The organism is Streptomyces sp. NK15101 (assembly GCF_020400725.1).
Lineage (GTDB): Bacteria > Actinomycetota > Actinomycetes > Streptomycetales > Streptomycetaceae > Streptomyces.
In genome coordinates, this window is record NZ_JAINVG010000008.1 from 117013 (window position 1) to 142951 (window position 25939).

Sequence of the window (25939 nt, forward strand, 5' to 3'; positions counted from 1 at the left end):
GTCCATCGAGGAGGGTGTCCGCCATGACCGCCATCGACCCCCGGCCGCTCACCGGCGAGCCCGTCTCCCTTGACCTGCTCAACACCCGCTGGAACGAGGAAGGCGGTCGCCGGGACCTGCTGACGGAGGTCGAGGGCCTCGCCGTCTGGCTCGCCGCCAACGGCCTGGCGGAGCGGTTCACCGCCGACGCGACCACCCTGCGGCACACCCTCGCCGCCCGGGACGCGCTCGCCGCGCTCGTCGACCACCCCGGCGACCCCTCCGCCACCGCGCGCGTCGACGCCGTCCTCGGCCACGGCCGCATCCGGGCCACGCTCACCGCCGAGGGCCCCGGCGAGGAGGCGGAGTTCGCCGACCCCGCCTGGGGGCCCGGCTGGACCGCCGCCCGCGACTACCTCGACCTGCTGCGCACGGCGCCCGACCGGATCCGGGCCTGCGCCCACGAGGCCTGCATCCTGCACTTCTTCGACACCTCGCGGAACGGCACCCGCCGCTGGTGCTCGATGGCGGTCTGCGGCAACCGCGCCAAGGCCTCCCGCCACTACGCCCGGACCAAGGAGAGCTGACCCGCCCCGGGGCAACTCGCCCCCATACGGGCCAGTTCGTCCCGCGTGGCGCGTCCGCGGCGCTGGCGGGTTTGTGCCGCGGCGGCAATCCGGCCCCGGGCAACTCTCCACAAACCCCTGTTACTTGCGAAAGGCTGAGCGGTCATCCGGTATCGGAATCCGGACGCCCTCCTTTCACAAACAGGGATGTAAATGACCACCCCCGAAACTCAGAGCTCCATACCCGGAAGCTCGACGCACGGGCCCAGACGCGCGGCCCGCATCGCGGCCGCGGCCGGACTCGTCGCCGCGCTCGTCGCGACCGGCGCCGCGCCCGTGATCGCCGCCGACGACCCGGCGACCACTCCCCCGGTCAAGGCCTCGGACCCCGCCGACAAGCTCGGCGCCGTCGACGCCCAGCGGCTCACCGAGGCCCAGACGAGCGGCGAGAAGAACGTCACCGTCCTCGTCGCCACCGCCCCCGGCGCCACCGAACAGGTCGCCGCCCAGCTCGACGCCGTCGCCGGCGCCTCGGTCGGCAAGCGGCAGGACGCGCTCGGCTACGTCCGCGCGACGCTGCCGACCGCGAAGGCCGAGGCGGCCATCAAGGCCGCCACGAAGCTCTCCTCCGTCCAGTCGATCGACCTCCAGGCCGAGATCCAGCTGGACGACCCGACCCCGGGCGCGGACGCCGTGAAGGGTGCCGTCGACGGCACCACGGTCACCACGACCTACCCGGCCCCGAGCGCGAAGACCCCGGCGAAGAACCCGTACAACCCCTCCCACGAGACGGGCGCGGTCGAGTTCGTCGAGGACCATCCGAAGGCCGACGGCCGCGGCGTGACCATCGGCATCCTGGACTCCGGCGTGGACCTCGGTCACCCGGCCCTCCAGAAGACCACCACCGGCGAGCGCAAGATCGTCGACTGGGTCACCGCCACCGACCCGCTGACCGAGAGCGACGGCACCTGGCGCGCCCAGGTCACCCCGGTCACCGGTCCGGTCTTCACCGCCGCCACTCAGAGCTGGACGGCCCCGGCGGGCTCGTACCAGTTCAGCCGCTTCACCGAGGCGGTCACCGCGGGCGGCGACCCGGCGGGCGACATCAACCGCGACGGCGACACCACCGACGTCTTCGGCATGCTGTACGACCCGGCCGCCGGCACCGTCCGCGTGGACACCGACCAGGACAACGACTTCACGGACAACGAGCCGATGAAGCCGTACAAGGACGGGTACCAGGTCGGCTACTTCGGCACCGACAACCCGGCCACCGAGGTCGCCGAGCGCACCCCGTTCGTCGTGGAGATCCGCAAGGACGTCCCGATGGACCCGTTGGGCGGCTCCTGGGTCGGCCAGAAGCGCGACTTCGTCAACATCGGCCTCGTCGAGTCCTCGCACGGCACCCACGTCGCCGGCATCACCGCCGCCAAGGGGCTCTTCGGCGGGAAGATGAACGGCGCCGCGCCCGGCGCGAAGATCGTCTCCTCGCGCGCGTGCACCTGGACCGGCGGCTGCACCAACACCGCCCTCACCGAGGGCATGGTCGACCTCGTCGTCAACCGCGGCGTCGACATCGTGAACATGTCGATCGGCGGTCTGCCCGCGCTGAACGACGGCGACAACGTCCGCTCCCGCCTCTACACCCGTCTCATCGACGAGTACGGCGTGCAGCTGGTGATCTCGGCCGGCAACTCCGGCCCGGGCACCAACACGATCGGCGACCCCGGCCTGGCCGACAAGGTCCTCTCGGTCGGCGCGGCGGTCTCCCAGTCGACCTGGGCCGCCAACTACGGCTCGGCCGTCGAGAAGAAGTACGCCATGTTCCCGTTCTCCTCGCGCGGTCCGCGTGAGGACGGCGGCGCGGCCCCGCTGGTCACCGGCCCGGGTTCGGCCGTGAACACCATCCCGACCTGGCAGGCCGGTTCCGGCGTCGCCGAGGCCGGCTACACGCTCCCGGCCGGCTACGGCATGCTCAACGGCACCTCGATGTCCTCCCCGCAGGTCGCGGGCGTCGGCGCGCTGCTGCTGTCCGCAGCCAAGCAGCGCGGCATCGAGCTGTCCCCGCTGACCCTCCGTACCGCCCTCACCTCGACCGCCAAGCGGATCCCGGGTGTCGCGGCCCACGAGCAGGGCGCCGGCCTCGTCGACGTCGACGAGGCCTGGGAGTCGATCAAGGACGGGGCCACCGCCCACTCCTACAAGGTCGAGGCCCCGGTCGACACCGTGATCTTCCCGGCCCCGCACACCGGCACCGGTGTGTACGACCGCGAGGGCGGCCTCAAGGTCGGCCAGACGAAGGTCTACGACGTCACCGTCACCCGTACCAGCGGCCCGGACCGTGCCATCGAGCACGAGCTGGACCTCAAGTACAACGACGGCACCTTCCGGATCCTCGGCGACGACGAGATCGACCTGCCGCTGAACAAGCCGGTCACCGTCAAGCTGGAGGCCCGCCCCCGTACGGCCGGCGTGCACAGCGTGCTCCTGGAGGCCGACGACGAGCGCACCGAGGGCGTCGACAAGCAGATCCTCGCCACCTCGGTGGTCGCGAGCGACCTGGTCGCCCCCGGCTACGGCTTCACCGCCTCGGGTTCGGTGCAGCGCAACAGCACCAAGTCGTACTTCGTGAAGGTGCCCGCGGGCGCCACCTCCCTGGAGGTCGCCATCGGCGGCCTGAAGGAGAAGAGCCAGACCCGCTTCATCGCGATCCACCCGTACGGCGTGCCGGTGGACCCGACCGCGACGACCGGCTGCTACCCGCACTACAACCCGGCGAACACCTGCCGTCCGGACCTGCGCTCCTACCCGAACCCGCAGGCCGGCGTCTGGGAGATCGAGGTCGAGGCGCGCCGCACCTCGCCCGACCTGGACAACCCGTACACGCTGAACGTCGCCGCGCTCGGCGCCTCCTTCGACCCGGCCGTCCAGACGGTCTCCGAGGCGAAGGCCGGCGTCCCGTCCGCCGTCGAGTGGACCGTCACCAACAAGTTCGCCGCCCTCGACGGCAAGCTGAAGGGCGGCTCGCTGGGCTCGGCCAAGGTCGAGACCCCGACGATCCAGCACCACGAGAAGCACACGAAGACCGTCACCATCGGTGAGGGCGTCGAGCGGCTCGACATCGCGATCGGCAACACCTCCGACAAGGCGGCCGACCTCGACCTGACCGTCCTCCTCAACGGCAAGCAGGTCGGCCAGTCGGCCGACGGCGACTCCGAGGAGAGCGTCTCCCTGGTCAAGCCCGCCGCGGGCACCTACACCGTCGTGGTCGACGGCTACTCGGTCCAGGCCGCGGGCGGCACGACCTACGACTACAAGGACGTGTACTACTCCCCGGCGCTCGGCACCGTCCAGGTCGACGGCGCCAAGACCTACCCGCTGGCCAACGGCGCCAGCACCAAGGTCACGGCCGACGTCGTCGTCGGCGGCCCGGCCCCCGAGGGACGCCAGTTCTTCGGCCAGGTCCAGCTGCTCAACGCGCGCGGCACCGTCGCGGGCACCGGCAGCGTCCTGATCGGCGCGGTCACCCCGTAACACCGCACGAGCGAAGGGGCGGGCACCGGAACCGGTGCCCGCCCCCCTCGCGTCCGGAAGATCGTCGTCCACGACTTGTCCCGCCCCTTGGACAATGGATTGGACAAGGCGGCCGGGGACATACGCATCATGGACCGGCAGCACCCTGCACACGCGTACGGAGGAGTCCCCGTGAAGGTCGGAATCGTAGGAGCCACCGGTCAGGTCGGCACAGTCATGCGGAAGATCCTGGCCGAGCGGAACTTCCCGGTCGACGAGCTGCGGCTCTTCGCCTCCGCCCGCTCCGCCGGCACCGTCGTCGACGGCGTCACGGTCGAGGACGCCTCCACCGCCGACTACACCGGCCTGGACATCGTGCTCTTCTCCGCCGGCGGCGCCACCTCCAAGGCCCTCGCCGAGAAGGTCGCCTCGCAGGGCGCCGTCGTGATCGACAACTCCTCCGCCTGGCGCCGCGACCCCGAGGTCCCGCTGGTGGTCTCCGAGGTCAACCCGCACGCGATCAAGGACCGCCCCAAGGGCATCATCGCCAACCCGAACTGCACCACGATGGCCGCCATGCCGGTCCTCAAGCCGCTCCACCAGGAGGCCGGCCTCACCGCGCTGGTCGCCACCACCTACCAGGCCGTCTCCGGCTCGGGCGTGGCCGGCGTCGCGGAGCTGCGCACCCAGGCGTGCGCCGTGGCCGAGACCGCCGACCAGCTGGCCTTCGACGGCGAGGCCGTCGAGTTCCCCGAGCCCGCGGTCTACAAGCGCCCGATCGCCTTCAACGTGGTCCCCCTGGCCGGCTCGATCGTCGACGACGGCACCTTCGAGACCGACGAGGAGCAGAAGCTCCGCAACGAGTCCCGCAAGATCCTGGAGATCCCCGAGCTGAAGGTCTCCGGCACCTGTGTGCGCGTCCCGGTCTTCTCCGGCCACTCGCTCCAGGTCAACGCCCGCTTCGACCGTCCGATCAGCGTCGAGCGCGCCTACGAGCTCCTCAAGGACGCCGAGGGCGTCGAGCTCTCCGAGATCCCGACCCCGCTCCAGGCGGCCGGCAAGGACGCCTCCTACGTGGGCCGCATCCGCGTGGACGAGACCGTCGAGAACGGCCTCGCGCTCTTCCTCTCCAACGACAACCTGCGCAAGGGCGCGGCGCTGAACGCCGTGCAGATCGCGGAGCTCGTCGCCGCCGAGCTCAAGGGCTGATCCCGGCCACCCTCCGGAGGGGCGGCTTCCCTTTGCGGGGAGCCGCCCCTCCGGCGTGCCCGCCCGTGCCAGAGTTCCCCCATGACCCGGATATCCAAGGGGGCCAACGTGCCCGTGCCCCCGCAGGCCCTCCACGTCGCGATCAGCTGGCGCACCGGGCACGGGGTGCCCGACGTGGACGTCTCCGCGCTGCTCCTCGGCGCCGGGGAGCGGGTGCGGGGCGACGCCGACCTGGTCTTCTACAACCACGCCGAGCACCCCTCGGGGGCCGTCCGGCACCTGGGGAAGTCGGCCCCCGGCGCGCCCGGCAGCCCGGCCGCGGACTGGCTGTGGCTGGACCTCGCGCGCGTGGAGCCCGACGTGGGGCGCCTGGTGATCGCCGCCTCCGCCGACGGGGGCTCCTTCGGGCAGGTGCCGGGCCTCGACGTGCTGGTCACGGACGGGGCCGGCACCCCCGTGGCGTACTGCCCGATCGAGGACGCGACGACGGAGACGGCCTTCGTCTTCGGCGAGTTCTACCGGCGGGACGGCGGCTGGCGGTTCCGCGCGGTCGGCCAGGGGTACGCCTCGGGGCTCGCCGGGCTCGCCACGGACTTCGGCATCGTGGTGGAGTACCCGCCGCCGCCGATCCCGGGCCCCGGCTACGTACCGCCGCCCCCGCCCCCGGTGCCCGCCGCCCCGCCCGTGCCGGTGGCCGATCCGTACGGCGGGGAGTTCCGGCCCTCGGTGTACCAGGGGCGCGGCAAGGAGACCGTGCACTGCGACCCGGGTCTTCCGGCGGGGCACTGGGTGCTCCTGGAAATCGAGTCGTACCACTCGCTGTCCACCACGATCGAGGCCTGCGACGCGTACGGGCGGGCCGAGGATTACCTGCTCACGGCGTACGAGGACGACGTACGCGCGCGTACCGTCGCCCTCGTCCCGCGCGCCCGCCCGCTGACCCTGCGGGTGGAGGCCGACACCCCCTGGACGCTGCGGGTGCTGCCGCTCTCCCACGCACGCCGTTTCGACAGCCACGTGGAGGGGCTCGCCCACGATCTGGTGATCTACGAGGGGCCGGCCGGGGTGCTCGACTTCGCGCACCACGGCGAGTCCAACTTCACGGTCCACCAGCACACCCCGCCGCTGGACCCGCTCTACGACGACGAGGAGCAGGACCTGCTGGTCAACGAGATCGGCGAGGTCCGGGTGAGCGCACCGGTGCCGGGGCCGGGACTGCTGCGGATCAGCGGTGACGGACCGTGGAAATGTTCCGTGCGCCGCTGAGCCGGCCCGTGGAAGGATGGCCCAAACGTCACGAAACCGAGGAGTTGACCGGGTGCCTGGGACAAACCTGACCCGTGAAGAGGCTCAGCAGCGGGCGGCGCTGCTGACCGTGGACGCGTACGAGGTCGAACTGGACCTCACCGGTGCGCAGGAGGGCGGCACCTACCGGTCCGTCACCACCGTCCGCTTCGATTCCGCCGAGGACGGCGCCGAGACCTTCATCGACCTCGTCGCCCCCGCCGTCCACGAGGTCGTGCTCAACGGCCGCGCGCTCGACGTCGCCGCCGTCTTCCGCGACTCTCGGATCGCGCTGGACCGCCTCGTCGCGGGCCGCAACGAGCTGAAGGTCGTCGCCGACTGCGCGTACACCAACACCGGTGAGGGTCTGCACCGCTTCGTCGACCCGGTCGACGACCAGGCCTATCTGTACACCCAGTTCGAGGTGCCGGACGCGCGCCGCGTCTTCGCCTCCTTCGAGCAGCCCGACCTCAAGGCGACCTTCCAGTTCACCGTGAAGGCGCCGAGCGGCTGGTCGGTGATCTCGAACTCGCCGACGCCGAAGCCCGAGAACGACGTGTGGGTCTTCGAGCCGACCCCGCGCATCTCCACGTACATCACGGCCCTCATCGTCGGCCCGTACCACTCGGTGCACTCGACGTACGAGAAGGACGGGCAGGTCGTCCCGCTGGGCATCTACTGCCGTCCCTCGCTGGCCGAGTTCCTCGACGCGGACCACATCTTCGACGTGACCCGCCAGGGCTTCGACTGGTTCCAGGAGAAGTTCGCGTACGACTACCCCTTCGCCAAGTACGACCAGCTGTTCGTGCCGGAGTTCAACGCGGGCGCGATGGAGAACGCGGGTGCGGTCACCATCCGCGACCAGTACGTCTTCCGCTCGAAGGTGACGGACGCGGCGTACGAGCGGCGCGCCGAGACCATCCTGCACGAGCTCGCCCACATGTGGTTCGGCGACCTCGTCACCATGGAGTGGTGGAACGACCTGTGGCTGAACGAGTCGTTCGCCACCTACACCTCGGTCGCCTGCCAGGCCGCGGTGCCGGGCACCCGCTGGCCGCACGCCTGGACCACCTTCGCCAACGCGGAGAAGACCTGGGCCTACCGCCAGGACCAGCTGCCGTCGACGCACCCGATCATGGCCGAGATCAACGACCTGGAGGACGTGCTCGTCAACTTCGACGGGATCACGTACGCCAAGGGCGCCTCGGTCCTGAAGCAGCTCGTGGCGTACGTCGGCCAGGACGAGTTCTTCAAGGGCGTGCAGGCCTACTTCCAGGCGCACGCCTTCGGGAACACCCGCCTGTCCGACCTCCTCGGCGCCCTGGAGGAGACCTCCGGCCGTGACCTGAAGACCTGGTCGAAGGCGTGGCTGGAGACGGCCGGCATCAACGTCCTCCGCCCGGAGATCGAGACCGACGGGAACGGCGTCATCACCGCCTTCGCCGTCCGCCAGGAGGCCCCCGCGCTGCCCGCCGGCGCCAAGGGCGAGGCCGTGCTCCGCCCGCACCGCATCGCGATCGGCTTCTACGACCTGGACGCCTCCGGCAAGCTGGTCCGCACCGACCGCCTGGAGCTGGACATCGCGGCGGCCGAGCGCACGGCCGTGGAGCAGCTGGTCGGCAAGGCGCGCCCGGCGGTCGTCCTCCTCAACGACGACGACCTGTCGTACGCCAAGGTCCGCTTCGACGCGGAGTCCCAGGCGAACGTCACCGCGCACCTCGGCGACTTCGCCGAGTCCCTGCCGCGCGCCCTGTGCTGGGCCTCGGTCTGGGACATGACCCGCGACGGCGAGCTCCCCACCCGCGACTACCTGGACCTGGTGCTCTCGAACATCGCCAAGGAGTCCGACATCGGTGTGGTCCAGTCGCTCCAGGGCCAGGTGAAGGCCGCGCTCGACCTGTACGCGGCGCCGGAGTGGCGTCCGACGGGCCTCGCCCGCTGGGGCGCCTTCGCCCAGGAGCAGCTGCGCGCGGCCGAGGGCGGCAGCGACCACCAGCTGGCGTGGGCGCGGGCCTTCGCGGCGAACGCCCGCGAGGACGCGGAGCTCGACGTGCTCGCCGGGCTGCTCGACGGCTCCGAGGTCATCGAGGGCCTGGCCGTCGACACCGAGCTGCGCTGGGCGTTCGTGCAGCGCCTCGCGGCCACCGGCCGCTTCGACGAGGCGGAGATCGCCACCGAGCTGGAGCGCGACCCCACGGCGGCGGGCGAGCGGCACGCGGCCACCGCGCGCGCGGCCCGCCCGACGGAGGCGGCGAAGGCGGAGGCCTGGGCCTCGGTCGTCGAGGACGACAAGCTGGCGAACGCCGTGCAGGAGGCCGTCATCGGCGGCTTCGTCCAGGCCGATCAGCGCGAGCTGCTCGCCCCGTACACGGAGAAGTACTTCGCGTCGATCAAGCACGTCTCGGAGACCCGCAGCCACGAGATGATCCAGCAGATCGTGGTCGGCCTCTACCCGACGCTCCAGGTCTCGCAGGAGACGCTGGACGCGACGGACGCGTGGATCGCCGCGAACCGGCCGGTCCCGGCGCTGCGGCGCATGGTGATGGAGTCCCGTGCGGGCGTCGAGCGCGCCCTGAGGGCGCGGGCGGCGGACGCGGCGGCCGCGAAGTAGCACCCGTTCGAACGGAGAAGGGGCGCCCTCCCCCACGGGGGCGCCCCTTCGCCGTGTCCGGAGTCCGCCCGGCGGGCGGGCGTCGGCGCGCGGCCGCGCCGCCGGGCGGAAGTGCGAGACGGGACCCAGGGTCTGTCCGGCCCTGATCCGCCGGACAGGCCCTCAGCCGCCCAGGCGGGCGTACCGGGCGCGCAGGTCGGCCGCGCCCTGCTCCGTGAGCGTCCCGTGGAGCCGCATCCGGGCGACGCCGCCGTCGGGGAAGGCGTCGAGCCGGACGTGGGTGACGACGGCCTGCGCGGGCAGCTTGAAGCGGTGCAGGGTGTCGGGCTGGAGGCGGGTGCGCGGGATGATCTCGAACCACTCCGCGCTGTCCTCGGTCCCGCCGTTCCGGCCCTGGAGGGCGATCCAGCCGGCCGAGTTGCCCTTGAGGTAGGCGGTGTCGATCTCGACGGCGCGGACGGCGCCCTGGGCGACGAGCCGGAAGCGCACCCAGTCGTTGGTGCCGCGGACCCGGCGGCGGCGGTTCTCCCAGCCGTCGTCCATCTTGCGGGAGGTGCCGGGCAGGATGATCTGGGTCGGCGAGGAGTAGAACTTGTCCGAGGCGTCCTCGTACGAGCCGCCGTTGAGCACGGCGATCAGGTCGAGGGTGCCGAGGAGCTCCAGCCACTCGGGGTCGGGCACGACCTCGCCGTGCACGCGGAGCCGGGCGACGCCGCCGTCGGGGTGCTGGCAGAGCCGGACGTGGGTGAAGCGGCGCTCGGCGTCGACGGCGAAGCCGTTGGCGGCGTGGCCGCGGACGGGGGTCGGCGGGACGAGCTCCTCCCACTTCGCGTCGAGCAGCTCGGCGGGGCTGGGCGAACCCTCGACGGCGGTGGCCTGGACGCTGACCTTCTGCGGGTAGTTGCCGCGGAAGTGGGCGGTGTCGACGACGATCCCGCGGATCACGCCGGGGGCGCCGAGGCGGACGATCGCCCAGTCGTGGTCCTCGGGGGCGGGGAAGACGTTCTCGGCGTCGGCGCCACGGCGGCGGCGGGTCTCCCAGCCGTCCATGATCTTGCCCTTGTGGCCGAAGCGCTCCGGGTCGAAGACGGCGCGCTCGCGGACGAGGAGGTTCTCCCGCTCGGCGAAGAACTCGTCGTTGGCGGCGACGACACCGGCGCCGAGGCGGCGGTCGGCGAGGTCGACGAGCTCGGTGAAGGGGAAGTCACCGGTGCGGTAGTCGGCGTACGGGTCCCCGCCGGCGTAGGGGGCGGCGTCGTTGGCGTGCGGGTCCTGGTCCTGGCTCGTCTCGAAGGTCATGCCTCGACTGTGCGCCCCGAGAACCCGGCCGGTCCATCGAATGTTTTCGACGATGCCGTTCAGCTCTGCTGAACGATCGTGCTGTAGCCGCGGAGGTCAGTTCTGCTGAACGGTCTCGCGGGCCGCCGCCGCCTGTCGGAGCGCGGTCAGCACCCGGGCCACCGCCGGGCCCTCCTCCGCCCCGCTCCGCACCGCCGCGACGACGTGACGGCGCGGCTGGTCGGCGGAGAGCACCCGCATGACGACCCCGGTCCCGCTGCGGCGGTCCGCGGAGGCCATCCGGGGCACGAGCGCGATCCCCATCCCGGCCTCGACCATGGCGAGGATCGCGGTCCAGCCGGAGGCGCTGTGGGCCTGCTCGGGCACGAAGCCGGCGGCCTCGCAGGCGGCGGTGGTGATCTCGGACCAGGGTCCCGAGCCGCCGAAGATCCAGGGCTCGGCGGCGAGGTCGGCGAGCCGCAGGCCGGGGGCTTCGGCGAGCGGGTGATCGGCGGGCAGCGCGACGTCGAGCGGGTCGGCGAGCAGCGGGACCCGGCTGTACTTGGGGTCGCGCGCGGAGGGCGCGTGGGCGGCGAGCGAGAGCGCGAGGTCGACCTCGCCTGCCGTAAGCAGTTCGTACGCCTCCGCCGCCTCGGCCTCCCGGATCCGGACGTCGAGCCCGGGGTGGGCGGTCCGCAGCTGGCGCACGGCGGGGACGAGGAGGGCGGGCACGGACGTCGGGAAGGCCGCGACCCGCACCTGGCCGGCCTCGCCCCGCAGGTAACCGTCGAGCTCGGCGTCGGCGCGCTCCAGCTGGGCGAAGACCACCTCCGCGTGGCGCAGCACCAGATGGGCGGCGTCGGTGAGGCGGACCCGGCGCCCCTGGGCCTCCAGGAGCCGGACGCCGAGCTGCTTGGCGAGGTTGGTGAGCTGCTGCGAGACGGCCGAGGGGGTCATGAGCAGCGCCTCCGCGGTCGCGGTGACGGTGCCGCGGTCGCGGAGGGTGCGGAGGATCTGGAGCTTCTTGATGTCCCACTCGGTCATGGGGCGCAACTTATCGGGCCCCGTCTAGCGGGCCGAGCTCAGCGCCACTCCGCCGAGGATGAGGACCATGCTCGCGCCGCCGAGGAGCCCGAGCCGTTCGCCGAGGAGGGCGTACGAGAGGAGGGCGACGCAGACGGGCTGGAGGTAGTAGACGATCCCGGCGCGGGCGGCGCCGATCAGGGTGACGGCCTTGTTCCAGGCGAAGAAGGCGACGGCGGAGGAGAGCACGCCGACGTAGGTGAGGGGGCCGACGGTGCCGGTGGTGGGCTCGAAGCCGCCCTGGACGGCGAGGCTGATGCCGTACGCGGGGAGGAGCATGAGGGCGCCGAGGGCGAAGGTGGTGAAGAGGAAGGCGAGGCCGCCGAGTTCGGCGGGCCTGCGCTTGAGGAGGGCGCTGTAGGAGGCGAAGCAGAGGGCCGCGGCCATGACCCAGAGGTCTCCGGCGGCGAAGTCGGGGGCGAGCGAGCCCTTGCTGACGAGGAGCAGGACGCCGGCGCAGGCGATGAGCATGCCGGTGGTGCGGCGCGGGCCGAGGCGGTTGCCGCCGAGGCGGGCGAAGAGGGCCATGAGGACCGGGGAGGCGGCCATGATCATGCCCATGTTGCCGGCGGACGTGGCGGTCCCGGCCTGGTTGACCAGGGTGTTGTAGACGGTGATGCCGAGCAGTGCGGCGAGGGCCAGGAAGCGGAGGTGACGGCGGATCAGGTGCCGCTGGCGCCAGGTCTCGCGGGCGGCGAGCGGGGCGACGGCGGCGAGGGCGACGATCCAGCGCCAGAAGGCGGCCTGGACCGGGGGGACGGTGTCGTGGAGGGCTCGGGCGACGACGAAGCTGCCGGACCAGACGACGGTGGCGAGGAGGGCCAGGAGCACGCCGAGGCCGGCGCCCCTGGCGGGTGCCGGCCTCTCGGTGGGTGCGGTGTCGGTGGCGGTGGTCTCGGTGACGGTCGTTGCGGGGGTCTCGGTGGGGTTGCGGGCGGTGTCCAGGCTCATGCCCCTTACCGTCGCACCGCCGAAACCTCCAGGTCCATCGAAACTTCCTGACCATTCCTTTCGACCCTGCTGAACGATTCGACCTCGGTGGCGGCCTCCTCCGGGGTCTTGGGGGCCCGGGGGCTCAGCTGGCCGGCCAGGGTGGCGCCGAAGGCGATCGCCATGCCGAGGACCTGCACCGCGCCGAGGGCCTGGCCGAGCGCCGCCCAGCCGATGACGGCCGCGGTGATCGGCGAGAGCGGGCCGAGCAGGGTGGCCGAGGAGGCGCCGAGCCGCTCGATGCCGCGGAACCAGAGGAAGTACGAGATCGCGGTGTTGCCGAAGGCGAGGTAGGCGTAGCCGGCCAGGTTGGTGCCGGTCAGGGCCGGCGGGGCGCCCTCGATCAGGAAGGCGATGGGCAGGATGACCAGGCCGCCCGCGGTGAGCTGCCAGCCGGTGAGGGCGAGGGCGCCGACGCCCTCGGGGCGGCCCCAGCGCTTGGTGAAGACGATGCCGGCGGACATCGAGAGGGAGGAGAGCAGTCCGGCGAGGACGCCGATCAGGTCGAACGCCGCTCCGGCCTTGAGGACGACGAGGCTGACGCCGAAGGCGGCGGCGACGGCGGTGAGCAGGGACTTCACGGTGGGCTTCTCGCCGAGGAAGAGGGAGGCGAGGCCGACGACGAAGAGCGGGCCGACGGAGCCGACGACCGCGGCGACCCCGCCGGGGAGGCGGTAGGCGGCGAGGAAGAGGAGCGGGAAGAAGGCGCCGATGTTGAGGGCTCCGAGGACCGCGGACTTCCACCACCAGGCGCCCCGCGGGAGCTTGCGGGTGAGGGCGAGGAGCAGGAGGCCGGCGGGCAGGGCGCGCAGGAGGCCGGTGAGGAGCGGGCGGTCGGGCGGCAGGAACTCGGTGGTGACGAAGTAGGTGGAGCCCCAGGAGATCGGGGCGAGGGCGGTGAGAGCGACGACTGCGGCCTTGCGGGACATGACGGTTCCCCCTGCTGCGGAGTGCCGGACTGGCTTGGCGGTAATTAACTTAGCACTAAGCTACTTGCTTGCAAGAGGCTTTCTTGCGATCGAGTCACGCGGAAGAGGAGACTGTCCCCATGGAGACGAAGAACCCCGGACCCGCCCACGACGCCGTCGACGCCATCGCCGACCAGTGGGCGGTCGTCCGCCCCGACCTCGACACCGTGCCCATGGCCGTCTTCGGGCGCATCTACCGGCTGTCCAACGCCATGCGGGGCAGGGTGGACAAGGCGTACGCGCCCTACGGCATGGCGCTCGGGGAGTTCGACGTGCTCGCGACGCTGCGCAGGTCCGGAGAGCCGTACACGCTCTCGCCGCGCGAGCTGACCGCCACGCTGATGATCACCACCGGCGGGATGACCGGCCGGCTGGACAAGCTGGAGAAGGCCGGGCTGCTCACCCGCAGCCCCGACCCGAACGACCGGCGCGGACTGCGGGTCACCCTCACCGAGCGCGGCAGGGAACTGGTGGACCAGGCCGTCGAGGCCGGCCTCGGGGAGCAGCGGGCCGCCCTGGAGGCCGCGCTCACCCAGGAGGAGGCGGACCAGCTGACGGGGCTGCTGCGGAAGCTGCTCGCGACGACGGCCTAGGACCGGCGGGGAGGGGCCTCAGCGCTCGCGGGGCCCCGCGGCCGGGTGAAGGCCCTCGACGCACGCGAAGCCCGCGGCCGGGTGAAGGGCTTTGACGCACGCGAGGGCGCCGCGCGGTACCTCGTACCGCGCGGCGCCCTCGGCGAAGACCGATGAGGCGGTTACGCCTTCTTGGACTTGTCGAGCACCATCACCAGACCGGCGATCACCAGGAACAGCACCAGCGGCGCCGCCACGTACAGGCCGAGGGTCTCGACGACACTCAGCTTGGGGGCCGGGTCGTCGCCGTCGTCGCGGGTGTTCGCGAGCGCGGGGGACGACATGAGCAGCATCATCAGCGTCGTACCAGCCGCGAGCGAGCCGGCGCGCAGAGCGTTCTTCTTGTCCACGGTGCAAACGTAGCGAACCCCTGAACGGGCCGCGCGCCCGGGGTGCCGTACGGGCGTCCGGGAGCGGTTCACGCCCGGCCGGAGGCCTCCGTCCGGGCCCGGAGCTCGCGCAGCAGACCGTGCGCCCGGGGCGAGGCGGCGAGCCGTTCCAGGGTGAGCGGCTGGCCGTCCGGTCCCGCGAGCGGCAGCCGCCAGTTGGGGTACTGGTCCCAGGTGCCCGGCAGGTTCTGCGGTCTGCGGTCCCCCACCGCGTCCGGCAGCCAGACGCCGACCATCCGGGCCGGGGTGGCGAGCAGGAACCGGTGGACGGCCCTGATCTCGGCCTCCTCGTCCCCCGGCCCCTCCGGCAGCAGCCCCTTCCGCTCGAACACGTCCAGCCACTCGGCGGTCTCCGCCGCGGCCGCCGCCCGCTCGCGCTCCAGGTCGCCGGTGAGCAGCCCGAGCCGGTGCCGCAGGCCGATGTGCTCGCCGGAGAGCCGGGCGGCGGTGGAGGGCAGGTCGTGGGTGGTGGCGGTGGCGACGCACTCCGCGCGCCACTCCCCCGCGGGCAGCGGCCGGCCGGTGCCCGCCCAGTCCCGCTCGAACCAGAGCACGGAGGTCCCGAACACCCCGCGCCGGGCCAGCTCCTCCCGTACGCCCGGCTCGACCGTGCCGAGGTCCTCGCCGATGACGAGGGCGCCGGCGCGGTGCGCCTCCAGGACGAGGACCGCGAGCATCGCCTCGGCGTCGTACCGGACGTACGTGCCCTCGGTGGGCTCGCGGCCCTCCGGCACCCACCACAGCCGGAAGAGGCCCATCACGTGGTCGATGCGCAGCGCGCCCGCGTGGCGGAGGAGTTCGCGGAGGAGTCCCCGGTACGGGGCGTAGCCGGCGGCGGCGAGGGCGTCGGGCCGCCAGGGCGGCAGGCCCCAGTCCTGGCCCCGGGAGTTGAAGGCGTCGGGCGGGGCGCCGACCGACATGCCGGCCGCGAAGGCCTCCTGCTGGGCCCAGGTGTCCGAGCCCTCGGGGTGGACGCCGACCGCCAGGTCGTGGACGATCCCGACCTCCATGCCGGCCTCGCGGGCGGCCGCGGCGGCGTCGGCGAGCTGCCGGTCCGTCAGCCAGGCCAGCCGGCAGTGGAAGTCGACCCGGGCGGCCAGGGCGGGGTCGGTACACACGGCGGCCTCCGCGGTGCGCGGCGCGCGCAGCTCCTCGGGCCAGGTCCGCCAGTGGGGGCCGTGCCGCTCGGCGAGGGCCTGGTAGGTGGCGTGGTCCTCCAGTGCGCGGCCGCGTTCGGCGAGGAAGTCGTGGTAGTCGGCGCGGCGGCCGGGACCGAGCTCCACGGTGCCGAGCACCAGCTCCAGGGCCCGCCGCTTGACCTCCCAGACGGCGTCCCGGTCGATCAGGGCGCCCTTGTCGAGGACCCGTTCGCGCAGTTCGGCCGCCTCGGCGAGGATCCGGTCGAGCTCCTCGCGGCGCTCGGGCCCCACGAGGGCGTACTCGGGGATCTCCTCGATCCGCAGGTGGACGGGGTCCGGGAAGCGGCGCGAGGAGGGCCGGTACGGGGAGGGGTCGCCGGGCGCCCCGGGCACGCCCGCGTGCAGCGGGTTGACCTGGACGAACCCGGCGCCGTGCGCGCGGCCCGCCCAGGTGACGAGCTCCCGCAGGTCGCCGAGGTCGCCCATGCCCCAGGAGCGGGTGGAGAGCAGCGAGTACAGCTGGACGAGGAGTCCGTAGGAGCGCCGCCCGGGGCCGGGCACGCGCGCGGGGCTCACGATCAGGGTGCCGGTGGCGGCGCGTCCGTCGGGGGCCTGCGCCTCGACCGTGTGGACGCCGAGCGGCAGCCCGGACCAGTCCCGGCCGGTGACGACGGCGCCGTCCTCGGTGGTGACGCGCAGGCGGGTGCCGGACGGCAGGTCCAGCGGGGGCCGTCCGGCCTCCCCGGGCCCGTCCTCGTCCCGGTGCAGGACCAGGGTCGGCGGCAGCAGGCGCTCGCGGCCGGCCCGTTCCGCCGCGTCCAGGGCGGCGGCGACCGCCTCGGGGGTGGCCGCGTCGACGCCCAGGGCGGCGAGGACGGCCACCACGGTGGCGTCCGGCACGGGCACGGTGACGCCTTCTGACGGGCTGTGAACAGTGGCGACGCCGTGACGGGCGGCGAGACGGGCCAGGGTCACTTCACACTCCGGGGGACTCCGGGCCGCCCGCGCTGCCGGGGGCGGTGGGTTCGCTGGTCAGGGGTGCCGCCATGGCCAGCGGCGGCTCGCTGGTGAGGGGGGACGCGTCGGGCAGGGGCGGCTCGCTGGTGAGCGGTTCGCCGGCCGGCGCCGACTGCTGGGGAACGCGTATCCGTCCGAGGTGGCGGGCGGTCGTGGTCACGGGGGTCTCCCGATTCGTCTCGACAGGTTCGACCTGGGCAATGACAGAGCCCTACCCAGCGCACCTCGTTTTACCGGCGGAACGCGGCGAAATGACGTCACCTCGCCGACGGCTCGCCGGGCAAAGCCGACACATCGGCCACGCGCATTGACACCCCTGTGCGACGGGTGGTGGGCTCGTGACCCACTCGTGACCAACCGGCGGAGCCGCCGGGGCCGGCCGAAGGGAGACCATCCGTGCACCTCGGGCGCAGCAAGCGCACCGCGACGGCCGTCGCCGCCGCCGTCATCGGCGGCCTCCTCGGCGGCGCGGTGCCGGGCTCGGCGCAGGCGGTCCCGACGGCCCCCGCGACCCCGACGGCACCGGCGGCCCCCGCCGCCCCGGCGGCTCCCGGCGCCCCGCCGTCCCCGTCCCGCACCGCCCCCGCACCGCCCCCGACGGGCGCCGCCGGCTCGGCCGCGCCCGCCGTCTGGCCCCGGCCGCAGTCCCTGACCGCCGCCGGGCCCTCGGTACGCCTCGGGGACGAGGTGACGCTGCTCGCGGACGCCGACGCCGATCCGTACGCCCTCGCCGCCCTGCGCGAACTGCTGCGGGCCGCCGGGGTGCGGACCGTCCACACCGGCCTGCCGGGCCGGGGCCCGGTCCTGCGGGCCGCCGGGCCCTCCGGCGAGGGCGCGGAGGAGGCCCTGACCGCCCTGCGCGTCCCCGAGCGGCTCGATCTGCCGCGCGGCGGCTACCGGCTCGCGACGGGCCGCTTCCAGGGCCGGGACACCGTCGTCCTGGACGGCGTCGGCGAGGACGGCCTGTTCCACGCCGTGCAGACGCTGCGTCAGCTCCTCGGCACCGGCCGGGAGATCCCCGGCGTCGTCGTCCGCGACTGGCCCGGCACGGCCGAGCGCGGCATCACCGAAGGCTTCTACGGCCGCCCCTGGACCCTGGAGCAGCGGCTCGCCCAGCTGGACTTCCTGGGCCGGACCAAGCAGAACCGCTATCTGTACGCGCCCGGGGACGACTCGTACCGCCAGGCGCAGTGGCGCGAGCCCTACCCGGCCGCGCAGCGGGACGAGTTCCGCGCGCTCGCCGCGCGGGCCCGCGCGAACCACGTGACGCTCGGCTGGGCCGTGGCGCCCGCCCAGTCCATGTGCCTGGCCTCGGACGACGACGTGACGGCGCTGACGCGGAAGCTGGACGCGATGTGGGAGCTCGGGGTGCGCTCCTTCCAGCTCCAGTTCCAGGACGCCTCCTACGACGAGTGGCACTGCGACCGGGACGCCGACGCCTTCGGGCGCGGCCCGGAGGCCGCGGCCACCGCCCACGCGCGCGTGGCGAACGCCGTCGCCCGGCGCCTCGCCGAGCGGCACCCGGACGCCGAGCCGCTCACCGTGATGCCGACGGAGTACTACCAGGACGGCGCGAGCGCGTACCGGACGAAGCTCGCCGAGGCGCTCGACGCGGACGTGCGGGTGGCGTGGACGGGCGTCGGCGTCGTCCCGCGCACGATCACCGGCGGCGAACTGGCGGGGGCGCGCGAGGCGCTCGGCGGCCACCCGCTGGTCACCATGGACAACTACCCGGTCAACGACTACGCCCAGGACCGGCTCTTCCTCGGCCCCGCCACGGGCCGGGAGCCGGCCGTGGCCGCCGGTTCCGCCGCCTTCCTCGCGCACGCCATGGAGCAGCCCGCGGCCTCCCGCGTCCCGCTCTTCACCACCGCCGACTACGCCTGGAACCCGAGGGGCTACCGGCCCCAGGAGTCCTGGCGGGCGGCGGTGGACGACCTGGCGGGGCCGGACCCCGCCGCCCGAGAGGCGCTGCGCGCGCTCGCCGGGAACGGCTCCTCGTCGATCCTCGCCCCGTCGGGCGAGTCGGCCTATCTGAAGCCGCTCCTGGCGGCCTTCTGGGCGTCCCGCACGGGCACCGGCACGGCCGCGCGGGAGAAGGCGGCGCGCGAGCTGCGGGCCGCGTTCACCGTGATGCGCCACGCCCCCGAAGGGCTCGCGGCCACGGCCGACGGCACCTTCGACGACGAGACGGGCCCCTGGCTGGAGCAGCTCTCCCGGTACGGCCGGGCGGGCGAGACGGCGGTCGACATGCTCCTCGCCCAGGCGCGCGGCGACGGCGCGGCGGCCTGGCGGGCGCAGCTGGACCTGGAAGGGCAGCGCAAGGAGCTGAAGGCGAGCCGGGTGACGGTCGGCCCGGGGGTCCTCGATCCGTTCCTCACGCGCGCGGTGGCGGAGTCCGCGGCCTGGACCGGCGCCGACCGGGCCCCGGCGGCCCGGGCCGACCGCGCCCCCGGCTCGTACACCGTGCGGCTCGACCGGACCCGGTCCGTGGAGGCCCTGACGGTCATGACCGAGCCGGCCGGGGCCGCCGGCCGGGGGGACGCGCGCGTGGAGGCGCACGTCCCGGGCGAGGGCTGGCGGCCGCTCGGCCCGCTGTCGGCGTCCGGGTGGACGCAGACCGAACTGAAGGGGCTGGCGGCGGACGCGCTGCGGGTCGTGTGGAGCGGCGACGGTCCGGCGCCCGAGGTGCGCTCGCTCGTGCCGTGGTTCGCGGACGGCCCGCGCGCCGGCCTCGAACTCGCCCGGACCGAGACGGACGCGGAGATCGGCGGCCCGGCGCAGCGGGTGGACGTGGAGTTGACGGGCCGGCGGGCGGGCGAGGTGCGCGGGGCGCTGACGGCGAAGGCACCGAAGGGGATCGTGGTGCGGCTGCCGGAGCAGGTCGTGGTGGAGCGCGGCGCGCGGACCGGCGTCCCGCTGGAGGTGTCGGTGGCGGCGGGCGTGCCGGCCGGGTCGTACCGGGTGCCGGTGTCCTTCGCGGGCGAGGAACGGATCCTGACGGTGCGGGCCTTCCCCCGGACGGCGGGCCGGGACCTGGCGCGGACGGCGACGGCCTCCTCCTCGGGCGACGAGACCCCGGACTTCCCGGCCTCCTCGGCGGTGGACGGCGACCCGGCGACCCGTTGGTCCTCCCCGGCGGAGGACGGCGCCTGGTGGCAGCTGGAGCTGCCCGAGCCGGCCCGGATAGGGCAGGTGGTGCTGCACTGGCAGGACGCGTACGCCTCCCGCTACCGGGTCCAGGTGTCCGCCGACGGGCGGGTCTGGCGGACGGCGGCGACCGTCGCGGACGGCAGGGGCGGCCGGGAGTCGGTCCGGATGGACGCGGCGGACACCCGTTTCCTGCGGGTCCAGGGGGAGACCCGGGCGACCCGCTTCGGCTACTCGCTCTGGTCGGTGGAGACGTATGCCGTGGCCCCGCAGGAGAAGCCGGAGACGCCGGAGGAGCCGGAGGCACCGGCGGCGCCGGAAGCACCGGCGGCGCCGTCCGAGGGCACGCCGGAGGAGCGGCCCGCACCCTGAGGTGCGCGCCGCTCCGTTCCGTACCGGAGAAAGCCCCCGCGTACGCGAAGGGCCCGGTTCAACCCGTCGTCAGCGCCCTCGCGGGGGCGTCCGCGACGGAGTCGATCCGGGCCATCACGTCCACGGCGCCGTACGGCTCCAGGTACGGCAGCCAGCGGGGGTCCCGGTGGCCGGTCCCGATGATCCGCCAGGCCAGGCCGGTCGGCGGGGCGGGTTGGTGCCGCAGCCGCCAGCCCAGCTCGCGCAGGTGCCGGTCGGCCTTGACGTGGTTGCAGCGGCGGCAGGCCGCCACCACGTTCTCCCAGGCGTGGGTGCCCCCTCGGCTGCGCGGGACGACGTGGTCGACGCTGGTGGCGACGGCCCCGCAGTACGCGCAGCGCCCGCCGTCGCGCGCGAAGAGCGCTCTGCGGGTCAAGGGAACGGGCCCCCGGTAGGGGACCCGCACGAAGCGCTTCAGTCGCACCACACTGGGAGCGGGGAGGACTTGGGTCTCGCTGTGCAGGAAGGCGCCGGACTCCTCGAGACAGAGAGCCTTGTTCTCCAGTACGAGGACGAGTGCGCGGCGGAGCGGTACGACGCCGAGCGGCTCGTACGACGCGTTGAGGACCAGGACGTGCGGCACGGATGCCTCCTATGACGCCGGCGGCGCGTGGCTCGCGCCGGGACGAACTGCTCTCAGTCTCTCCTCATGCCTGGTCGCGGCGCCACCACGTACCGGTATCGGGGTGGCGGCCCCGGGGTGTTCTCGACCACATCGGCATCTCTCCCCGGTATGTGCCCAGGTGAGGTCGGTCTCTCCCTCGAACAGGGCTACGGGACCACGTCCGACGCCCCGTTACTGTGGATGGCCTGCGTACGCGATGCCTGGAGGTTGTCCCGTGTCCTGGTCCGCCCTGGCGGCTGCCACCGAACCCGAACCGATGCCGGTGACCCTGGACGAGGCCGCGCAGAAGGCCACGAACGCGGCGAGCTGGGTGGAGGAGAACTGGTCCACCTGGCTGAACACCGGACTGCGCATCCTGCTGATCCTGCTGGTCGCGCTGCTGCTCCGGATGGCCGTGCGGCGGGCCCTGACGAAGCTGATCGAGCGGATGAACCGCTCGGCGCAGGCGGTGGAGGGGACGGCGCTCGGCGGCCTCCTGGTCAACACCGAGCGGCGGCGGCAGCGCTCGGAGGCGATCGGGTCGGTGCTCCGCTCGGTGGCGTCCTTCCTGATCCTGGGCACGGCCGGGCTGATGATCCTCGGCGCCTTCAAGATCGACCTGGCGCCGCTGCTCGCCTCGGCGGGTGTGGCCGGCGTGGCGATCGGTTTCGGCGCGCGGAACCTGGTGACGGACTTCCTGTCCGGTGTCTTCATGATCCTCGAGGACCAGTACGGCGTCGGCGACTCGGTCGACGCGGGCGTGGCCTCCGGCGAGGTCGTCGAGGTGGGCCTGCGGGTGACCAAGCTGCGCGGGGCGGACGGCGAGATCTGGTACGTGCGCAACGGCGAGATCAAGCGGATAGGGAACCTCAGCCAGGGCTGGGCGACGGCCGGCGTGGACGTCACCGTCCGGCCGACGGAGGACCTGGACAAGGTGCGGGCCGTGATCGCCGAGGCGGGCGACGCCATGGCGAAGGAGGAGCCCTGGAACGAGCGCCTCTGGGGTCCTGTGGAGGTGCTCGGTCTGAGCGAGGTGCTGCTGGACTCGATGACGGTCCGGGTCTCGGCGAAGACGATGCCGGGGAAGTCGCTCGGCGTGGAGCGCGAGCTGCGCTGGCGCATCAAGCGGGGTCTGGACGAGGCCGGGATCCGGATCGTCGGCGGGGTTCCGGCGCAGCCCGAGGAGACGGCGGCCGACCCGACGGCCGGGATGGCGGCTCCGTCGGTGTTCGCCTCGACGACCTCGCCGCAGTCGGCGGCGGCGACCCCGCTGCCGAAGGACCTCTCCAAGTAGCCCCTTCACGGGCCGTACGCCCCCGCAGGTAACGCTTCGGCCGCCTTCGGGGGCGTTTCGCGCTCCCGGTATTGACGCCCTCGTGACGGCCGCCTTACCTTCCTCCCAACCGAATAGGAAACTTTCCTAACAGTGCCCCCGCGGGTACTGCAGCCACCGTACGAGGGCAGGTGCGAGTCCCATGGCCGGTACGACTCCGGGAACCCCCGGCACCCCGCGCGTCCTGCGGGCCATGAACGACCGCGCCGCCCTGGACCTGCTCCTGGAGCACGGCCCCCTCTCGCGGACCCGGATCGGCAAGCTCACCGGCCTGTCCAAGCCGACCGCCTCCCAGCTGCTCGCCCGCCTCGAAGCGGCCGGTCTCGTCGTCGCCACCGGCACCACCGAGGGCCGGCCCGGACCGAACGCCCAGCTCTACGCGGTCAACGCGCGGGCCGCGTACGCCGCCGGACTCGACGTCGACCAGCACCGCGTCCACGCCGCCGTCGCCGACGTCACGGGCGAGATCGTCGGCGAGTACGAGCTCCGCACCCCCGGCCGCTCCGCCTCCGGCGTCGTCCGCCAGGTCACCGACGCCCTCGCCGGGGCCGTCGAGGCGGCCGGGATCGCCCGCGAGGACGTGCGGCGCCTGGTCATCGGCACCCCCGGCGCCTTCGACCCGGCCACCGGGCGCCTGCGGTACGCCTCCCACCTGCCCGGCTGGCACTCCCCCACCCTCCTGGAGGAGCTGGCCGCCGCCCTCCCCATGCCCTTCGAGTACGAGAACGACGTCAACCTCGTCGCCGTCGCCGAGCAGCGCCTCGGCGCCGCCCGGGGCCACACCGACTTCGCCCTGCTGTGGAACGAGGGCGGGCTCGGCGCGGCCCTCGTCCTCGGCGGGCGGCTGCACCGCGGCTTCACCGGGGGCGCCGGCGAGCTCGGCTTCCTGCCGGTGCCCGGCACCCCGCTCGTCCGGCAGGTCACCAAGGCCAACTCCGGCGGCTTCCAGGAGCTCGCGGGCATCCAGGCCGTGCCCCGGCTCGCCCGCGCCGCCGGGATCGAGACGCCCGACCACCCCTTCGTCCCGGTGGTGACCGGGCTGCTGTCCCGGGCCGCCGCGACCCACGAGGACGACCCCCGGTACGCGGAGCTGCTCGACCGCTACGCCGAACGCCTCGCCACCGGACTCGCCTCCCTCGTCACCGTCCTCGACCCCGAACTGATCGTGCTCGCCGGAGACGCCCTCGTCCCCGGCGGCGAACCCCTCCGCGCGCGCGTGCAGTCCGAACTCGCCGACCTCGCCCCTTCCCGGCCGCGGCTCGTCCTCTCCGCCGTGCGCCGGAGCCCCGTGCTGCGCGGCGCCCTCGAAAGCGCCCTCGCCACCACACGCGACGAGGTCTTCGACACCTCGCGCTGACCGCCCCGCCCGTCCCCGCACTCCGCGAAGCCCGAAACCCGTCCCCACAGGGAGACTCCGTCATGCCCGTACGTCCGCGCAGAACCGCCGCCGCGCTCGCCGCCACCGCCTCGATCGCCCTCTTCGCCTCCGCCTGTACCGGGTCCGCGGACAACGCGGCCACCGACGACCCGAACGCGCGGACCACGATCACGTTCTGGCACGGCTGGTCGGCACCCTCCGAGGTCAAGGCGATCGAGGAGAACGTCGCCCGCTTCGAGAAGGCCCACCCGAACATCAAGGTGAAGGTCGTCGGCAACATCAACGACGACAAGCTCGGCCAGGCGCTGCGCGCGGGTGGCTCGAACGGGCCGGACGTCGTCTCCTCGTTCACCACCGCCAACGTCGGCAAGTTCTGCGCCTCGGGCGCGCTCGCGGACCTGGGGCCCTTCATAGCGAAGTCGAAGCTGGACCTGGACAAGACCTTCCCGAAGGTCCTCCAGGAGTACACCCAGTTCGAGGGCAAGCGCTGCACGCTGCCGCTGCTCTCCGACGCGTACGGGCTCTACTACAACAAGGACGCGTTCAAGGCGGCCGGTCTCGACCCCGAGGCCCCGCCGAAGACCTGGTCCCAGTTCACCGAGGTCGCCAAGAAGCTGACGAAGGCCAAGGGCGACTCGTACGAGCGGCTCGGCTTCATGCCGAACTACCTCGGCTACGAGACCGTCGTCTCGCACTACATGTCGCAGTGGGGCCACAGCGGGTACTTCGACGCGAGCGGCAAGTCGAACGTCGCCAAGGACCCGGCGTTCGCCGAGATGATGACGTACCAGAAGTCCCTGGTCGACGCCCTCGGCGGCTTCCAGAAGCTCGACAGGTACCGCACCACCTTCGGTGACGAATGGGGCGCCAAGCACCCCTTCCAGACCGGCCAGGTCGCCATGCAGCTGGACGGCGAGTGGCGGCTGAACTTCATCAAGGACGCCAAGGTCGGCTTCGAGGTCGGCGTCGCGCCGCTGCCCGTCGCGGACGACGAGATCTCCGAGTACGGCAAGGGCTACCTCTCCGGCACGATCATGGGCATCGCACCGCAGAGCAAGAAGCAGAACGCGGCCTGGGAGCTGGTCAAGTACATGACCACGGACACCGACGCCGTGGTGGGCTTCGCCAACGCCATCGGGAACGTGCCCTCCACCTTCGAGGCCCTGAAGTCCCCGGACCTGAAGTTCGACGAGCGCTTCAAGACCTTCCTGGACATCGCCCGGCATCCCGGGTCCACCACCTCGGACGGCGCCGTGAACGGCTCCGCCTACCAGGAGACCCTCCAGAACTTCGCGAACAAGTACGAGAAGGGCGCCGTCACCGACCTGAAGAAGGGTCTCGAGGAGACCGCCGCCCAGATCGACCGCGACATCGCCGCGGCGAAGTGACGGCCGGACCCCACCCATGAGCACGGACACCATGCCCGCGAAGGAGGCGGCGGCCCCCGTCGCCGCCTCCCCGGAGGGGCGGAACACCCTGCGGTCGAAGCGCCGGCGCAACGCGCTGCGCACCGCGTTGTTCATGTCGCCCTGGCTGATCGGATTCGGCTTCTTCTTCGCCTATCCGCTGATCTCCACCCTGTACTTCTCGTTCATGCGGTACGACGGCCTCAACCCGCCGTCCTGGCGGGGCCTGGAGAACTGGACGTACGTCCTCTCCGACATGCCGAAGTTCTGGCCGGCGATGCAGAACACCCTGTGGCTGGCCGTCGTGATGGTCTCCTGCCGGGTGCTCTTCGGCCTCGGCATCGGCCTGCTGATCACCAAGATCAAGACGGGCGCCGGAGTCTTCCGCACCCTCTTCTACCTGCCGTACCTGGCCCCGCCGGTGGCGGCCACGCTGGCCTTCGTCTTCCTGCTCAACCCCGGCACCGGGCCGGTCAACTCGCTCCTGGAGGCGGTCGGCATCCCCGCCCCCTCCTGGTTCAACGACGCGGACTGGGCCAAGCCGGCCCTGACGGTCCTCGCCGTGTGGGGCGTCGGCGACCTCATGGTCATCTTCATGGCCGCCCTGCTCGACGTGCCGAAGGAGCAGTACGAGGCCGCCGAGCTGGACGGCGCGTCCCCGTGGCAGCGCTTCCGGTACATCACGCTGCCGAACATCTCCCCGATCGTGCTCTTCGCGGTCGTGACCGGGGTCATCGGCGCGATGCAGTACTACACGCAGCCGATCGTGGCCTCCAAGGTCGCCTCGGGCGTGATGGGCGGCTCCGGCGTGACCTTCCAGCCCGGCTACCCGGACGACTCCACCCTGACCCTCCCGCAGCTGGTCTACAGCCTCGGCTTCAGCCAGTTCAACTACGGCGCGGCCTGCGTGGTGGCGCTCGTGCTCTTCGCCTTCTCCATGGCCTTCACCGCGCTGCTGATGCGCCGGCGCGGCGGCCTGATCGGCTCGGGTGACTGAAC

At 73.1% G+C, this 25939-nt stretch carries 19 protein-coding genes; 11 read left to right on the forward strand and 8 right to left on the reverse strand.

All coding sequences use genetic code 11. The features are described 5' to 3' along the window. Positions 1-23: 23 nt before the first annotated feature. The 5 genes from K7G60_RS06825 to pepN all read left to right on the forward strand — a co-directional run bounded on the left by K7G60_RS06825 (position 24) and on the right by pepN (position 9162). Positions 24-566, forward strand: coding sequence for a CGNR zinc finger domain-containing protein (locus K7G60_RS06825; protein WP_225799879.1), 543 nt, complete (start codon positions 24-26; stop codon positions 564-566). 192 nt (positions 567-758) lie between these two features. Beyond that, positions 759-4079: a S8 family serine peptidase gene (locus tag K7G60_RS06830; RefSeq protein ID WP_225799880.1), complete on the forward strand. Its 3321-nt coding sequence runs from the start codon at positions 759-761 to the stop codon at positions 4077-4079. A gap of 171 nt (positions 4080-4250) precedes the next feature. Then, positions 4251-5267 carry an aspartate-semialdehyde dehydrogenase gene (locus tag K7G60_RS06835; protein WP_225799881.1) on the forward strand — a complete coding sequence of 339 codons (1017 nt, stop codon included), beginning with the start codon at positions 4251-4253 and terminating at the stop codon, positions 5265-5267. An 81-nt stretch (positions 5268-5348) separates the two neighbouring features. Next, a complete protein-coding gene (locus tag K7G60_RS06840) occupies positions 5349-6533 on the forward strand; it encodes a TerD family protein (RefSeq protein WP_225799882.1) in 1185 nt (394 codons plus the stop codon). Positions 6534-6585: 52 nt separating this feature from the next. Then, the gene (pepN, locus tag K7G60_RS06845) at positions 6586-9162 is read left to right on the forward strand and encodes an aminopeptidase N (RefSeq protein WP_225799883.1); all 2577 of its coding nucleotides are present in this window, start codon (positions 6586-6588) and stop codon (positions 9160-9162) included. Positions 9163-9324: 162 nt separating this feature from the next. Here the strand turns inward: pepN and alc are convergent, their stop codons facing one another. The 4 genes from alc to K7G60_RS06865 form a co-directional block, all read right to left on the reverse strand. Next, a complete protein-coding gene (gene alc / locus K7G60_RS06850) occupies positions 9325-10461 on the reverse strand; it encodes an allantoicase (protein WP_225799884.1) in 1137 nt (378 codons plus the stop codon). A gap of 96 nt (positions 10462-10557) precedes the next feature. Further along, complete coding sequence (locus tag K7G60_RS06855; protein ID WP_225799885.1) at positions 10558-11484, reverse strand: LysR family transcriptional regulator; 927 nt, start codon at positions 11482-11484, stop codon at positions 10558-10560. Between the two features lie 24 nt (positions 11485-11508). Continuing rightward, complete coding sequence (locus tag K7G60_RS06860; RefSeq protein ID WP_225799886.1) at positions 11509-12474, reverse strand: DMT family transporter; 966 nt, start codon at positions 12472-12474, stop codon at positions 11509-11511. A gap of 5 nt (positions 12475-12479) precedes the next feature. Next, positions 12480-13442, reverse strand: a complete 963-nt coding sequence (locus K7G60_RS06865) for an EamA family transporter (RefSeq protein WP_225799887.1) — start codon at positions 13440-13442, stop codon at positions 12480-12482. Between the two features lie 119 nt (positions 13443-13561). On the opposite strand from K7G60_RS06865, the gene K7G60_RS06870 reads away from it, so the two are divergent. Next, the gene (locus K7G60_RS06870; protein WP_225799888.1) at positions 13562-14074 is read left to right on the forward strand and encodes a MarR family winged helix-turn-helix transcriptional regulator; all 513 of its coding nucleotides are present in this window, start codon (positions 13562-13564) and stop codon (positions 14072-14074) included. A gap of 161 nt (positions 14075-14235) precedes the next feature. Here K7G60_RS06870 and K7G60_RS06875 read toward each other — a convergent pair whose 3' ends face one another. The 3 genes from K7G60_RS06875 to K7G60_RS06885 form a co-directional block, all read right to left on the reverse strand. Continuing rightward, positions 14236-14463 carry a hypothetical protein gene (locus K7G60_RS06875; protein WP_225799889.1) on the reverse strand — a complete coding sequence of 76 codons (228 nt, stop codon included), beginning with the start codon at positions 14461-14463 and terminating at the stop codon, positions 14236-14238. A gap of 68 nt (positions 14464-14531) precedes the next feature. Next, complete coding sequence (malQ, locus tag K7G60_RS06880) at positions 14532-16616, reverse strand: 4-alpha-glucanotransferase (protein WP_225799890.1); 2085 nt, start codon at positions 16614-16616, stop codon at positions 14532-14534. Between the two features lies 1 nt (position 16617). Further along, positions 16618-16818, reverse strand: a complete 201-nt coding sequence (locus K7G60_RS06885) for a hypothetical protein (RefSeq protein WP_225799891.1) — start codon at positions 16816-16818, stop codon at positions 16618-16620. A 236-nt stretch (positions 16819-17054) separates the two neighbouring features. Here K7G60_RS06885 and K7G60_RS06890 point away from each other — a divergent pair, with 236 nt between their 5' ends. Beyond that, the gene (locus K7G60_RS06890; protein WP_225799892.1) at positions 17055-20180 is read left to right on the forward strand and encodes a beta-N-acetylglucosaminidase domain-containing protein; all 3126 of its coding nucleotides are present in this window, start codon (positions 17055-17057) and stop codon (positions 20178-20180) included. A 58-nt stretch (positions 20181-20238) separates the two neighbouring features. On the opposite strand, the gene K7G60_RS06895 is transcribed toward K7G60_RS06890, so the two are convergent. Then, a complete protein-coding gene (locus K7G60_RS06895) occupies positions 20239-20802 on the reverse strand; it encodes an HNH endonuclease (protein ID WP_225799893.1) in 564 nt (187 codons plus the stop codon). A 256-nt stretch (positions 20803-21058) separates the two neighbouring features. Between K7G60_RS06895 and K7G60_RS06900 the strand changes: the two genes are divergently transcribed. The 4 genes from K7G60_RS06900 (at position 21059) to K7G60_RS06915 (ending at position 25937) form a co-directional block, all read left to right on the forward strand. Next, positions 21059-22117 carry a mechanosensitive ion channel family protein gene (locus K7G60_RS06900; protein WP_374115599.1) on the forward strand — a complete coding sequence of 353 codons (1059 nt, stop codon included), beginning with the start codon at positions 21059-21061 and terminating at the stop codon, positions 22115-22117. Positions 22118-22298: 181 nt separating this feature from the next. Next, entirely contained in the window at positions 22299-23513 is a 1215-nt protein-coding gene (locus tag K7G60_RS06905) for an ROK family transcriptional regulator (protein ID WP_225799894.1), read from the forward strand. 62 nt (positions 23514-23575) lie between these two features. Next, the gene (locus K7G60_RS06910; protein ID WP_225799895.1) at positions 23576-24922 is read left to right on the forward strand and encodes an ABC transporter substrate-binding protein; all 1347 of its coding nucleotides are present in this window, start codon (positions 23576-23578) and stop codon (positions 24920-24922) included. 31 nt (positions 24923-24953) lie between these two features. Further along, positions 24954-25937 carry a carbohydrate ABC transporter permease gene (locus K7G60_RS06915; protein WP_225799923.1) on the forward strand — a complete coding sequence of 328 codons (984 nt, stop codon included), beginning with the start codon at positions 24954-24956 and terminating at the stop codon, positions 25935-25937. Positions 25938-25939: the final 2 nt, after the last annotated feature.